This window comes from Kitasatospora sp. NPDC059827 (assembly GCF_042731675.1).
Taxonomy (GTDB): domain Bacteria; phylum Actinomycetota; class Actinomycetes; order Streptomycetales; family Streptomycetaceae; genus Kitasatospora.
Map to the genome: position 1 here is coordinate 40,541 of NZ_JBHWIV010000010.1, position 12,752 is coordinate 53,292.

The following is a 12,752-nucleotide window of genomic DNA, read 5'->3' on the forward strand; positions in this document are numbered from 1 at the left end:
CCGTGGCCCCCCGCACGCACGCCCGCCCCCGCGACGGACGCCGGCCCGTCGAGCTCCTGCTGTGCCTGGTGGCCGTCGCCGGGCTCGCCGTGGACGCGGCCGTCCACGCCCGGCTCGCCGACCGGTACGACGCCATCGGCGACAGCATCACCCAGGGCACGCTGTTCCGGGCCGAGGCCGCCGCTGCCAGCCTCGCCGCGCTGCTCCTGCTGCTCGGGCGCCGCCAGTCCGCCGTCCTGTTCGGCTGGCTGGTCGCGGCCTCCGGCCTCGGCGCCCTGCTGCTCTACCGCTACGTCGACGTCGGCACCCTCGGACCGCTGCCGAACATGTACGAGCCGATCTGGTTCGCCGACAAGACCCTGGCCGCCTGGGCCGAGGGCATCGCCACGGTGGCGCTCACCGCCCTGCTGCTGTTGGGCTTCCGCCGCCGCCGAGGCCAGGAACCCGCCTGAGCGGGAGCCGCCGCGCCCGGGCGGTGCCCCGCCGCTCGGGTGAACGGGCGGCGCGGCGGGGGCGACGGGCCCGGGGGCGGATCGGGCGGAGGCGATGATCGCCGGGTTCCCCGGGCCCTCACCGTCGGAGGCGGACATGCGGATCCTGCTCCTCGCCAGCGCGTTCAACAGCCTCAGCCAGCGGCTGCACGCCGAACTGCGTGACCGCGGCCACCGCGTCGACGTCCAACTGGCGGGTGACGACGAGGAGTTGCTGGCGACGGTGGCCCGGCTGCGGCCGAGCCTGGTGCTCGCGCCGATGCTGCGCAGCGCGATCCCGCGCACGCTCTGGGAGCAGCTCACCTGCCTGGTCGTCCACCCCGGCCCGCCGGGCGACCGCGGCCCGTCCTCGCTGGACCGGGCGGTCCAGGAGGGCCGCACCGCTTGGGGCGTCACGGTGCTCCAGGCCGAGGCGGAGATGGACGCCGGACCGGTCTGGGCCTGGGCGCCCTGCCGGCTGCCGGAGCGCGGCAAGAGCGACCTCTACCGCAACGAGGTCTCCGACGCGGCCGTCACGGCCGCGCTGCTCGCCGTGGAACGCTTCGCCTCCGGCGGCTACGTCCCGCAGCCGCAGCACGGCCCCGGCTGGCACGGGACGGTGCGCACCCGGCCGCCGCTGCGCCAGGCGGAGCGCCGGATCGACTGGACGGCCGACCCCACCGAGGAGGTGCTGCGCCGGCTGCGCGCCGCGGACTCCCGCCCCGGGGTGCTGGACGTGCTGTGCGGCGCCGAGTGGTACCTGCACGGCGGCCACCGGGAGCCGCTGCTGCGCGGCCGCCCGGGCGAGCTGCTCGCCACCCGGGCCGGCGCGGTGTGCCGGGCTACCCCGGACGGCGCAGTGTGGCTCCCCGAACTGCGCCGCCGCCGCACGCCGGGCGGGCCCGTGACGGTCAAGCTCCCGGCGGTGACCGCGCTCGGCGCCCTGCTGCCGCCCCTGGCGGAGCACCCGGCGCCGCTGACGGCGGACGAGGGTGAGCACCCGGGCTGGTCGGACCTGGGCTACCACGAGGACGGCCCGGTGGGCTTCCTGCGGTTCTCCTTCCCCGGCGGGGCGATGTCCGCCGGGCACTGCCGCCGACTGCTGGCCGCGTACCGCTTCGCGCTCGGCCGCCCGACCACGGTGCTGGTGCTCGGCGGCGGCCGGGACTTCTTCTCCAACGGCATCCACCTCAACGTGATCGAGGCCGCGCCGGACCCGGCCGCCGAGTCCTGGGCGAACATCACCGCGATGGACGACCTGGTCGCCGAGGTGCTCACCACCACCGACCGGCTGGTGGTCGCGGCCGTCGGCGGGAACGCCGCGGCCGGCGGGGTGATGCTGGCGCTGGCCGCCGACGAGGTGTGGTGCCGGGCCGGCTCGGTGCTCAACCCGCACTACCGGCTGATGGGGCTGCACGGCTCGGAGTACTGGACGTACACCCTGCCGCGCCGGGTGGGCGCGGCGCAGGCGGAGCGGCTGACCGGGCGGGCCCTGCCGGTGTCCGCCGCGGCCGCCGAGCGGATCGGCCTGGTCGACCGGGTGCTCGACGCCGGGCCGGAGGAGTTCGGGGCGCACGCGGCCCGGCTGGCGGGGCTGCTGGCCGCCTCGCCGTCCGTCCACCGGCGGATCGCGGCGAAGAAGGCGGCGCGCGAGGCCGACGAGCGGACGAAGCCGCTGGAGGCGTACCGGGCGGAGGAGCTCGCGGTGATGCGCCGGCAGTTCTTCACACCCGAATCGCCGTACCACGCGCTGCGGTCCGCGTTCGTGCGCAAGACGCCGGTGCCCGCCGGGCTCCGCGCCGCGCCGTGACCCGAACGGCCCCGCCCGGCTTGCGCGCCCCGGGCGGTCCCGCCGGGCCGCTGGACCGGCGGAAGGCCCGAAGCGTTGCTATGACTGGGTCCGAGCCATTTTCGTCCGGCTCCCATCCCCGAGGAGGCATCCTCATGGGTGCTGCAACAACCGACACCGACGTGGTGCACATTCTCTGGATCAACGCCGGCCTCAGCTGTGACGGGGACTCCGTCTCGCTGACCGCCGCGATGCAGCCGAGCATCGAGGAGATCGTCACCGGCGCGCTGCCCGGTCTGCCGAAGATCGCGGTGCACTGGCCGCTGATCGACTTCGAGTGCGGGCCGGTCCAGGGCGCCGACAACTTCGTCGAGTGGTTCTTCAAGGCCGACCGCGGCGAGCTCGAACCCTTCGTGCTGGTCGTCGAGGGGTCGATCCCCAACGAGAAGATCAAGAAGGAGGGTTACTGGTGCGGCTTCGGTGACGACCCCGCCACTGGCCAGCCCATCACCACCAGTGAGTGGCTGGACCGGCTCGCCTCCAAGGCGACCGCCGTGGTGGCGATCGGGACCTGCGCCACGTACGGCGGCATCCACGCGATGGCCGGCAACCCGACCGGCGCGATGGGCGTGCCGGACTACCTCGGCTGGGACTGGAAGTCCAAGGCCGGGCTGCCGATCGTCTGCGTGCCGGGCTGTCCGATCCAGCCCGACAACTTCGCCGAGACGCTCACCTACCTGCTGTACCAACTGGCGGGCTCGGCACCGATGATCCCGCTGGACGACAAGCTGCGGCCCGCCTGGCTGTTCGGTGCCACCGTGCACGAGGGCTGCGACCGCGGCGGGTACTACGAGCAGGGCCAGTTCGCCACCGACTACGGCACCCCCGAGTGCCTGGTGCGGCTCGGCTGCTGGGGCCCCGTCGTCAAGTGCAACGTCGCCAAGCGCGGCTGGATCAACGGCGTCGGCGGCTGCCCGAACGTCGGCGGCATCTGCATCGCCTGTACCATGCCGGGCTTCCCCGACAAGTTCATGCCCTTCATGGACCCGCCGCCCGGCTCGCACATCTCGACGGGTGCCAGCGCCGCGTACGGCTCGCTGATCCGCCGGCTGCGCGCGATCACCCAGAAGACCGTCGACAAGGAACCGAAGTGGCGCCGCACCGGGCGTCACCTGACCACGGGCTACCGCCCGCCCTGGTGACGGGGGAGGGCCGCACACCCCTCCCGGTGTGCGGCCCGCGTCGGCCACCGCCCGGTCCGTCGAACCCCGCCGACCCCGCCGAACCCGTAGACCCCCGAGACAAGGACACCCAGAGACGATGGCAACACCGATGACCAGGGCGGCCGGCGACGGCAGCGGCCTGACCGAGATGTCGTGGGACCCGATCACCCGGATCGTGGGCAGCCTGGGCATCCACACGAAGATCGACTTCAAGCAGAAGCGGGTCGCGGAGTGCTACAGCACCTCGTCGGTCTTCCGCGGCTACAGCGTCTTCATGCGCGGCAAGGACCCGCGCGACGCCCACTTCATCACCAGCCGGATCTGCGGGATCTGCGGCGACAACCACGCCACCTGCTCGGTCTACGCCCAGAACATGGCATACGGCGTGAAACCCCCGCACCTGGGGGAGTGGATCATCAACCTCGGCGAGGCGGCCGAGTACATGTTCGACCACAACATCTTCCAGGAGAACCTGGTCGGGGTCGACTACTGCGAGAAGATGGTCCGCGAGACCAACCCCGGCGTCCTGGAACTGGCCGAACGCACCGAGGCCCCGCACGCCGGCGACCACGGCTACAAGACCATCGCCGACATCATGCGCTCGCTCAACCCGATCGAGGGCGAGTTCTACCGCGAGGCGCTCCAGGTCAGCCGCTACACCCGGGAGATGTTCTGCCTGATGGAGGGCCGCCACGTGCACCCCTCCACGCTCTACCCGGGCGGCGTCGGCACCGTCGCCACCGTGCAGCTGTTCACCGACTACCTGACCCGGCTGATGCGCTACGTCGAGTTCATGAAGAAGGTCGTGCCGCTGCACGACGACCTCTTCGACTTCTTCTACCAGGCCCTGCCCGGCTACGAGGAGGTCGGCCGGCGCCGGGTGCTGCTCGGCTGCTGGGGCAGCCTCAACGACCCGGACCACTGCGACTTCACGTACCGCAACATGACGGACTGGGGGCGGCGGATGTTCGTCACCCCCGGCGTCGTGGTCGACGGCAAGCTGGTCACCAACGACCTCACCGAGATCAACCTCGGCATCCGGATCCTGCTCGGCAGCTCCTACTACGAGGACTGGCAGGGCAAGGAACTGTTCGTCACCCACGACCCGCTGGGCAACCCCGTCGACCCCCGGCACCCGTGGAACCAGCACACCATCCCGCAGCCGCAGAAGCGCCACTTCGACGACAAGTACAGCTGGGTGATGTCCCCGCGCTGGTTCGACGGCAAGGAGCACCTCGCCCTCGACACCGGCGGCGGCCCGATCGCCCGGCTGTGGTCCACCGCGCTGTCCGGCCTGGTCGACATCGGCTACATCAAGGCCACCGGCCACAGCGTCCAGATCAACCTGCCCCGCTCGATGACCAAGCCCGAGGTCACCTTCGAGTGGAAGATCCCGCAGTGGAGCAATGCCATCGAGCGCAACCGCGCCCGCACCTACTTCCAGGCCTACGCGGCCGCCGCCGCCCTGCACTTCGCCGAGAAGGCGCTCGAAGAGGTCCGCGCCGGGCGCACCCAGACCTGGGAGCGCTTCGAGGTGCCGGACGAGTCGATCGGCTGCGGCTTCACCGAGGCCGTGCGCGGCGTGCTCTCGCACCACATGGTGATCCGCGACGGCAAGATCGCCAACTACCACCCGTACCCGCCCACCCCGTGGAACGCCAGCGTGCGCGACAGCTACGGCACCCCCGGCCCGTACGAGGACGCGGTGCAGAACACGCCGATCTTCGAGGAGAACTCCCCGGAGAACTTCAAGGGCATCGACATCATGCGCGCCGTGCGCAGCTTCGACCCCTGTCTGCCCTGCGGCGTGCACATGTACGTCGGCAACGGCCGCACCCTCAAGACCATGCACGTCCCCACCGGCCTGAGCGGGCTCACCGCATGACGGCCGAGCAGACCGGGCAGCGGATCCAGCAGGCCCTGGACGCCCTGGCCGGCAGCGACGCCGAACAGGCCGGCGAGCAACTCGTCCGCGAGCTCATGGAGTTCTACGGCGAGGGCCTGGCCCGACTGGTCCCCGCACTGCCCCCGCCCGCCCTGGAACGGATGCTGGACGACCCGGCGGTGGCCGGACTGCTGCTCCTGCACGACCTCCACCCCGAGGACGTCACCGCCCGGATCGACCGGGCGCTCGCCAACCTGCCCGAGCGGATCGAGGTGCTCGGCTTCGCCCCGGAGACCGGCACCCTGCGGCTGCGCCGGACCGCCTCCGGCTGCGGCTGCGGCGAGCAGGAGGTGGAGGCCGCCCTGGCCTGCCACGCCCCCGAGGTGACGGCCCTGGACCTGGAGCGCGCCCCGCAGCTGCTCCAGATCGGCACCCGCCCGCCCCAGCCCGCGGAGGCGCGATGAACACCCGGAGGGTCTCCCGCGACGGGACCGCCCTGCTGCGCCGGCTGCGCGAGCCGGCGCCCCCGCGGCCCGAGCAGTGCGGCCTCTGCGGCCACGACCTGCCGCCCGGCCACCGCCACCTGGTGGACGTCGAGGAACGCTCCCTGGCCTGCACCTGCACCGCCTGCGGCCTGCTGTTCCAGCAGCACGGCGCGGCCGGCGGCCGCTACCGCACGGTGCCCGACCGCTACCTGCACGATCCGGACGGCGCGCTGGACGAGCGGGTCTGGTCGGTGCTCGGCGTCCCGGTCGGCACCGTCTTCCTGTTCCGCAACGCCGTGCTGGACCGGCTGCTCGCCTTCTACCCAGGCCCGGCCGGCGCCACCGAGAGCGAGGTCGACGAGGAGGCCTGGCAGCGCGCCCTCGGCACCAGCCGGCTGGCCGCCGCCCTGGAGCCGGACGTGGAGGCGCTGCTGCTGCGCCGCACCGAAGGCCGGGTCGCCTGCTACCTGGTGCCGATCGACGTCTGCTACGAGTTGGTCGGCCGGCTCCGCCGGTGCTGGCACGGCTTCGACGGCGGCGCCGAGGCCCGGGCCGAACTCGACGCCTTCTTCGGCCGGTTGGCCCTCCGGGCCCGCCCGCTGACCGTGGCGGTGACGGCATGACGAAGCTCGGCTTCGCCTGCACCGGCGTGCGCTCCGACCCGTACGCGGCCGGGCCCACCCTGGTGTTCCGGCTGCGGATCACCGGGCCCGCCGACACCCGGGTGCACGCCCTCGCCCTGCAGTGCCAGCTGCGGATCGAACCCGCCCGCCGGCCGTACGGCGAGGCCGAGGGGGAGCGGCTGGGCGACCTGTTCGGGGAGCGGGAGCGCTGGGGGAGCACGCTCAACCCGATCCAGTTCGCCACCGTGCCGCTGCTGGTGCCCGGCTTCACCGGCGAGACCGAGGCCGACCTCGTGGTGCCGTGCAGCTACGACCTGGAGGTCGCCTGCGCCCGGTACTTCCGGGCCCTGGAGGGCGGTGAGATGCCGTTGCTGCTGCTCTTCTCCGGCACCGCCTTCGCCGGCCCCGGCGGGTTCCAGGTCACCCCGGTGCCCTGGGACCAGGAGGCCCGGGTGCGGATGCCGGTGCGGGTCTGGCGGGAGGCCGTCGACCAGCACTTCCCCGGGTGCGGCTGGCTGCGACTGCCGGAGGACCTGATGGACGAGCTGCTGGCGCACCGCTCCCGGCGGGCGCTGCCCTCCTGGGAGGCGACGGTGCGCGACCTGCTCGCCACCGCGGCGGTGCGGGAGGGAGTCCGGTGAGCGGGCTCACGGCCGAGCTCCCCGAGGGGATCGAGCGCGGCTTCGCGGGCGCCCGGCAGATCGCCGACGCGGTGCTGCTGGAGGGCTACGTGCTCTACCCGTACCGCGCGTCCGCCGCCAAGAACCAACTGCGGTGGCAGTTCGGCGTGCTGGTGCCGCCCGAGTACACCCGCCAGGGCGGCGAGCACTCGCACCAGCGCACCGAGTGCGTCACGGAGGCGCGGCAGGGCGACCGGCTCGCGGTCGAGCTGCGGTTCCTGCGGGTCCAGCGGCGCACCGTCGAACGGGCCACCGACGGCGGCGGGTTCGAGTCGGTGGAACGGCTGGAGCTGGCCGACCGGGTGCTGGTCGAATGGGACGAGGGAGTCGAGGAGCGGATCGAACTGCTCGTGCCCGTCGAGGAGTTGACCGGTGCCGGGGTGCAGCGCGACTTCCGGCTGCCGGGCGTCGGCTCCACCGAGCTGGTGCACGAGCACGGCAGCGCCGTCGGCCGGCTGGTGCGGCGGCGCGAACAGGTCGACGGGCTGGTCCGGTTGCGGATGAAGGAACTGCCCGGCCCGTACCGGGCGCAGCGGCTGACCGCCGAGGTGGAGAACGTCTCGGCCTGGACACCGCGCCGCAAGGCCGGGCGGGAGGAGGCGCTGGCGCGCTCGCTGGTCTCCGCCCACCTGCTGCTCGGGCTGGAGCACGGCCGCTTCGTCTCGGTCACCGACCCGCCCGAGTGGGCCCGCCCGGCCGTCGAGCGGTGCCGCAACGACCGCACCTGGCCGGTGCTGGCCGGCCCGGACGGCGGGTACCAGGTGATGCTCTCCTCGCCGATCATCCTGGAGGACCACCCGCGGATCGCCCCGGAGAGCCTCGGCACCCTCTACGACGCCACCGAGATCGACGAGATCCTGGCCCTGCGCACGGCGGCGCTGACCGAGGAGGAGAAGCGCGAGGCCCGGGGCACCGACGACCGGGCCGGGGCGGTGATCGACCTCGCCGAGTCCATGCCGCCCGAGGTGCTGGAACGGCTGCACGGCGCCGTCCGCGGCCTGCGCGAGATCACCGGCTCCGGGACGGACTCCGAACAGCCCTGGTGGGATCCCGGCAACGATCCGGCGGTCGACCCCGAGCGGGACAAGGTGCTGGTCGACGGCCGGCAGGTCGGTGCGGGCAGCCGGGTGCTGCTGCGGCCCGGGCGGCGGCGCACCGACGCCCAGGACCTCTTCCTGGACGGGCGCACCGCCCTCGTGGAAGCCGTGCTGCACGACGTCGACGGCTCGGTGCACCTCGCCGTCACGGTCGAGGACGACCCGGGCGCCGACCTGTGGCGGGCCCAGGGGCGGTTCCGCTACTTCCAGCCGGACGAGGTCACCCCGCTGGAGGAGTCGTGACCGGCGGCGCGGTGCTGGTCGCCGGGGTCGGCAACATCTTCCTCGGCGACGACGGGTTCGGCGTGGAGGCCGTCCGGCGGCTGGCCGGCGTCGAGCTGCCGGACGGCGTCGAGGCGGTCGACGTCGGGGTGCGCGGCGTCGACCTCGCGTACCGGCTGCTCGACGGCTACCGGACGGCCGTGCTGGTGGACGCCACCTGCCGGGGCGGCCCGCCCGGCACCCTCTACCTCATCGAGGCGGCCGCCGAGCCGCTGGAGGTGCCCGCCCTGGACGGGCACCGGATGGGACCGGACGCCGTGGTCGGGCTGCTCGCCACGCTGGCCGCCGGCACCGGGGCCGAACCGCCCGGGCGGGTGCTGGTGGTCGGGTGCGAGCCGGCCTCGCTGGAGGAGGGCATCGGGCTGAGCGAGCCGGTGGCCGCCGCCGTGGACGGGGCCGTCCGGATGGTGCTGGCGGCCGTCGAGGAGGCGGTGCGGGCGGATGCGTCAAGTCCGGACCCGGTGAGTACGGAGTCCGAGAGGAGGACAACACCATGCTGAGGAAACTGTTCTGCGCGGCCCTGCTGGCGGGGATCGGCGCACTGGTCTGGCAGAGCCTGCCGGACCTCAAGCGGTACCTGAGGATCTCGCGGATGTGAGCCGCGGATTGCTGCGAACGGTGCAGCCCCGGACCGGGTGGCGGCGCGGCTTCGAGCCGTCGCCGCCACCGCCCCCTGTAATGGGGCGCGTTGCCGCCCGCCGTGGGAAGGGACCGATGCACGAGATGTCGATCGCCGCCGCCGTGGTCGAGCAGGTGGACACGGCCGCGCGCGAACACCGGGCCGCCGGCGTGGCCCGGGTCCGGCTGCAGGTCGGCGAGTTGGCGGGCGTGGTGCCCGAGGCCCTCGACTTCTGCTTCGAACTCGCCTGCGCCGGAACGCTGGTGGAGGGCGCGGTGCTGGACACCGAGCCCGTCGCGGCGCGCGCCCGCTGCTCGCCCTGCGCCGTCGAATGGGCCGTCGGCATGCCGCCGGACCTCGGCTGCCCGGACTGCCGCTCCGGCGTGGGCGTCGAGCTGCTCGCCGGGCGCGAGCTCCAGATCCTCGACGTCGAGTGGGCCGCGGGCCCCGGCGTCCCGGCCGAACAGAAAGGCTGAAACCGATGTGCCAGTCGGGCCACACGGTCGACCTCCGCCGGGCGGTGCTCGCCCGCAACGACGACAGCGCCCACGAGCTGCGGGCCGCACTGACCGCCCGCGGGACGGTCGCCGTCAACCTGCTCTCCAGCCCCGGCAGCGGCAAGACCGCCCTGCTGGAAGCCGAGTTGGGGCTGGCCCGGCGGCGCGGGATCCCGGTCGCCGCGCTCACCGCCGACCTCGCCACCGAGAACGACGCGCTGCGGCTGGCCCGTTCGGGCGCACCGGTGAAGCAGGTGCTCACCGACGGGCTCTGCCACCTGGAGGCGCGGATGCTCGCCGGGCACCTGGACGGCTGGCTGCCGCAGGACTGCCGGCTGCTGTTCGTGGAGAACGTCGGCAACCTGGTCTGCCCGGCCTCCTACGACCTCGGGGAATCGCTGCGGGTCGTGCTCGCCTCGGTCACCGAGGGCGAGGACAAGCCGCTCAAGTACCCGACCGCGTTCGGGCTGGCCAACCTCGTGCTGGTGACCAAGGCGGACCTCGCCGCAGCGGCCGAGTTCGACGAGGCGGCGTTCCTGGCGAACGTCCAGCGGGTCAACCCCGGGGTGGAGGTGGTGCCCACCTCGGCCCGGACCGGGGACGGCGTGGGGGCGCTGCTGGACCGGGCGCTGGCGGTGCTGGACGGCGCGGCGCCGCACCGGCCGGTGATGGCGGCCGGGCAGGGCGAGCACGCCCACGCGGGGCACCCGCACGCGGCGCACTCGCACGCGGGGCAGGCGCACGCGGAGCACTCGCACGCCGTGCCGGGGACGCCGTGACGGCGCTCGACCGCGAACGACGGCGGGTCGCCGTCCGGGGGTTGGTGCAGGGCGTCGGCTTCCGGCCCTTCGTCTTCGCGCTGGCCGGGGAGCTCGGCCTGGCCGGCAGCGTCACCAACACCGGGGAGGGCGTCCTCGCCGAGGTCGAGGGCAGCCCGGCCGCCCTGGACGCCTTCTGCCGCCGGGTCGCCGCCGACGCCCCGCCGCTCGCCCAGGTCGCCGCCGTCGAGCACGCGCCGCTCGCCGTCACCGGCGCCACCGGGTTCGCCATCACCCCCTCCCGCACCGACGGGCCCCGGGCCACCCTGATCCCGCCCGACGTCGCCGTCTGCGCCGACTGCCTGGCCGAACTCGCCGACCCCGCCGACCGGCGCCACCGGCACCCGTTCATCAGCTGCACCAACTGCGGCCCCCGGCACACCATCGTCACCGGCCTGCCGTACGACCGGGCCAACACCACCATGGCGGGCTTCCCGATGTGCGCGGACTGCGCCCGGGAGTACACCGACCCGGCCGACCGCCGCTTCCACGCCCAGCCCGTCGCCTGCCACGCCTGCGGGCCGCGGCTCGCCCTCACCGTGCCCGGCCGCGCCGACCTCGATGGTGAGGACGCGCTCGGCGAGGCCCGGCGGCTGCTCGCCGACGGGGCGGTCCTCGCCGTCAAGGGCATCGGCGGCTACCACCTGGCCTGCGACGCGCGCGACGCCGCGGCCGTCGCCCTGCTGCGGCGGCGCAAGCGGCGCGGCGACAAGCCCTTCGCCGTGATGGCCCGCGACCTCGCCACCGTCGAGGCGCTGACCGCGGTCGGGCCGGTCGAACGGGAACTGCTCACCGGCGCCGTCCGGCCGATCGTCCTGCTGCGCCGCCCCGGCGGCTTCACGGCGCAGCTCCCGGCGGTCGCCCCGGGCAGCCCCGACCTCGGGGTGATGCTCCCGTACACCCCGCTGCACCACCTGCTGCTCGCCGCCCCCGGGCCCGACCTGCTGGTGATGACCAGTGCCAACCTCTCCGGCGAGCCGATCGTCACCGACGACCGGCACGCGCTGAGTGCGCTCGCCCCGCTGGTCGACGGCTGGCTCGGCCACGACCGGCCGATCCACGTGCCCTGCGAGGACTCGGTGGTGCGGGTGGTGGACGGCGAGCTGCTGCCGCTGCGCCGCTCGCGCGGGTACGCCCCGCTGCCGCTCCCGCTGCCGGTGCCCGTCCGGCCGGTGCTGGCGGTCGGCGGCGACCTCAAGAACACCTTCGCGCTCGCCCGCGACGGCTACGCCTGGCTGTCCGGCCACATCGGCGACATGGACGACCTGGCCACCCTGCGCGCCTTCGACCGGGCGGTGGAGCAGCTCGGCCTGGTCAGCGGGGTGCGGCCCGAACTGCTGGTCGCCGACCGGCACCCCGGCTACCGCTCGCTGCACCACGCCGAGCGCACCGCCGCCGGCCGCCCGGTGCGCCGGGTGCAGCACCACCACGCCCATGTCGCCGCCGTGCTGGCCGAACACGGCCTGGACGGCGGGCGGCCGGTCCTCGGCATCGCCTTCGACGGCACCGGCTACGGCGAGGACGGCGCGATCTGGGGCGGCGAGGTGCTGCTGGCCGACTACGACGGGTACCGCCGGGTCGCCCACCTCGGCTACGTGCCGCTGCCGGGCGGCGACGCCGCGGTCGAGCGCCCGTACCGGACGGCGCTCGCCCACCTGCGCGCCGCCGGGCTGCCCTGGGCGGCCGGGCTGCCGCCGGTGCTGGCCTGCCCGGAGGACGAACTGCGGCTGCTGGAACAGCAGTTGGAGCGCGGGCTGAACTGCGTGCCGACCTCCAGCATGGGCCGGCTGTTCGACGCGGTGTCCTCGCTCGCCGGGGTCTGCCACCGGGCCGGGTACGAGGCCCAGGCGGCGATCGAACTGGAGGCGGCCGCAGTGGAGTTCGGCCCGGTGGAGTGCGGCCCGGCGGCGGGCTACGCCTTCGGGCTGGTGGAGCGGGCGGGCGGCTGGACCGTCGAACCCGGGCCGGTGCTGGCCGGGGTGCTGGCGGACCTGGCGGCGGGCGCGCCGACCGGGCTGATCGCCGCCCGCTTCCACGGCGCGGTCGCCGGGGCCGTCCGGCGGGTATGCGCGAACGTCCGCCGGGAGTACGGGATTTCGACGGTGGCGCTGAGCGGCGGGGTCTTCGCCAACGCGCTGCTCTCCTCGGCCTGCGCGAGCGGCCTCGGGGAGGACGGCTTCACCGTGCTGCGGCACCGCCGGGTGCCGCCCAACGACGGAGGGCTGGCGCTCGGCCAGCTGATGGTGGCCGGCCGGTCGTCGGCCGCCCGGGAGGAGTGACAGCG

General features: G+C 74.5%; 13 protein-coding genes. All 13 read left to right on the forward strand.

The window, feature by feature from the left end; translation table 11 throughout:
• Positions 1–2 precede the first annotated feature (2 nt).
• The 13 genes from ACFV8H_RS08880 to hypF all read left to right on the forward strand — a co-directional run bounded on the left by ACFV8H_RS08880 (position 3) and on the right by hypF (position 12,747).
• Positions 3–452, forward strand: coding sequence for a hypothetical protein (locus ACFV8H_RS08880; RefSeq protein ID WP_380397706.1), 450 nt, complete (start codon positions 3–5; stop codon positions 450–452).
• 136 nt (positions 453–588) lie between these two features.
• Entirely contained in the window at positions 589–2,280 is a 1,692-nt protein-coding gene (locus ACFV8H_RS08885; protein ID WP_380397708.1) for a hydrogenase maturation protein, read from the forward strand.
• A gap of 134 nt (positions 2,281–2,414) precedes the next feature.
• Positions 2,415–3,461, forward strand: a complete 1,047-nt coding sequence (locus ACFV8H_RS08890; protein ID WP_380397710.1) for a hydrogenase expression protein HypE — start codon at positions 2,415–2,417, stop codon at positions 3,459–3,461.
• A gap of 118 nt (positions 3,462–3,579) precedes the next feature.
• On the forward strand, positions 3,580–5,367 hold the full coding sequence (locus tag ACFV8H_RS08895; protein WP_380397712.1) for a nickel-dependent hydrogenase large subunit: 1,788 nt from the start codon (positions 3,580–3,582) through the stop codon (positions 5,365–5,367).
• On the forward strand, positions 5,364–5,831 hold the full coding sequence (locus tag ACFV8H_RS08900) for a thioredoxin (protein ID WP_380397714.1): 468 nt from the start codon (positions 5,364–5,366) through the stop codon (positions 5,829–5,831). The genes ACFV8H_RS08895 and ACFV8H_RS08900 overlap by 4 nt, the downstream gene beginning before the upstream one ends.
• Positions 5,828–6,475, forward strand: coding sequence for a DUF5947 family protein (locus tag ACFV8H_RS08905; RefSeq protein WP_380397716.1), 648 nt, complete (start codon positions 5,828–5,830; stop codon positions 6,473–6,475). Before ACFV8H_RS08900 ends, ACFV8H_RS08905 begins: the two co-directional genes overlap by 4 nt.
• On the forward strand, positions 6,472–7,116 hold the full coding sequence (locus ACFV8H_RS08910) for a DUF6084 family protein (RefSeq protein WP_380397718.1): 645 nt from the start codon (positions 6,472–6,474) through the stop codon (positions 7,114–7,116). Before ACFV8H_RS08905 ends, ACFV8H_RS08910 begins: the two co-directional genes overlap by 4 nt.
• On the forward strand, positions 7,113–8,495 hold the full coding sequence (locus tag ACFV8H_RS08915) for a hypothetical protein (RefSeq protein ID WP_380397720.1): 1,383 nt from the start codon (positions 7,113–7,115) through the stop codon (positions 8,493–8,495). Before ACFV8H_RS08910 ends, ACFV8H_RS08915 begins: the two co-directional genes overlap by 4 nt.
• A complete protein-coding gene (locus ACFV8H_RS08920) occupies positions 8,492–9,034 on the forward strand; it encodes a hydrogenase maturation protease (protein ID WP_380397722.1) in 543 nt (180 codons plus the stop codon). Before ACFV8H_RS08915 ends, ACFV8H_RS08920 begins: the two co-directional genes overlap by 4 nt.
• Positions 9,028–9,132: a DUF6893 family small protein gene (locus ACFV8H_RS08925; RefSeq protein WP_380397724.1), complete on the forward strand. Its 105-nt coding sequence runs from the start codon at positions 9,028–9,030 to the stop codon at positions 9,130–9,132. The genes ACFV8H_RS08920 and ACFV8H_RS08925 overlap by 7 nt, the downstream gene beginning before the upstream one ends.
• A gap of 116 nt (positions 9,133–9,248) precedes the next feature.
• Positions 9,249–9,629, forward strand: coding sequence for a hydrogenase maturation nickel metallochaperone HypA (locus ACFV8H_RS08930; protein WP_380397726.1), 381 nt, complete (start codon positions 9,249–9,251; stop codon positions 9,627–9,629).
• Positions 9,630–9,634: 5 nt separating this feature from the next.
• Positions 9,635–10,429, forward strand: coding sequence for a hydrogenase nickel incorporation protein HypB (hypB, locus tag ACFV8H_RS08935; protein WP_380397728.1), 795 nt, complete (start codon positions 9,635–9,637; stop codon positions 10,427–10,429).
• A complete protein-coding gene (gene hypF, locus ACFV8H_RS08940; protein WP_380397729.1) occupies positions 10,426–12,747 on the forward strand; it encodes a carbamoyltransferase HypF in 2,322 nt (773 codons plus the stop codon). The genes hypB and hypF overlap by 4 nt, the downstream gene beginning before the upstream one ends.
• Positions 12,748–12,752 lie beyond the last annotated feature (5 nt).

Excerpts from the sequence above, each read along its gene's own strand:
- ACFV8H_RS08910 (WP_380397718.1), top strand. The coding sequence starts at position 6,472 with ATGACGAAGCTCGGCTTCGCCTGCACCGGCGTGCGCTCCGACCCGTAC.
- ACFV8H_RS08895 (WP_380397712.1), top strand. The coding sequence starts at position 3,580 with ATGGCAACACCGATGACCAGGGCGGCCGGCGACGGCAGCGGCCTGACC.
- ACFV8H_RS08930 (WP_380397726.1), top strand. The coding sequence starts at position 9,249 with ATGCACGAGATGTCGATCGCCGCCGCCGTGGTCGAGCAGGTGGACACG.
- ACFV8H_RS08925 (WP_380397724.1), top strand. The coding sequence starts at position 9,028 with ATGCTGAGGAAACTGTTCTGCGCGGCCCTGCTGGCGGGGATCGGCGCA.
- ACFV8H_RS08905 (WP_380397716.1), top strand. The coding sequence starts at position 5,828 with ATGAACACCCGGAGGGTCTCCCGCGACGGGACCGCCCTGCTGCGCCGG.
- ACFV8H_RS08900 (WP_380397714.1), top strand. The coding sequence starts at position 5,364 with ATGACGGCCGAGCAGACCGGGCAGCGGATCCAGCAGGCCCTGGACGCC.
- ACFV8H_RS08890 (WP_380397710.1), top strand. The coding sequence starts at position 2,415 with ATGGGTGCTGCAACAACCGACACCGACGTGGTGCACATTCTCTGGATC.
- hypB (WP_380397728.1), top strand. The coding sequence starts at position 9,635 with ATGTGCCAGTCGGGCCACACGGTCGACCTCCGCCGGGCGGTGCTCGCC.
- ACFV8H_RS08885 (WP_380397708.1), top strand. The coding sequence starts at position 589 with ATGCGGATCCTGCTCCTCGCCAGCGCGTTCAACAGCCTCAGCCAGCGG.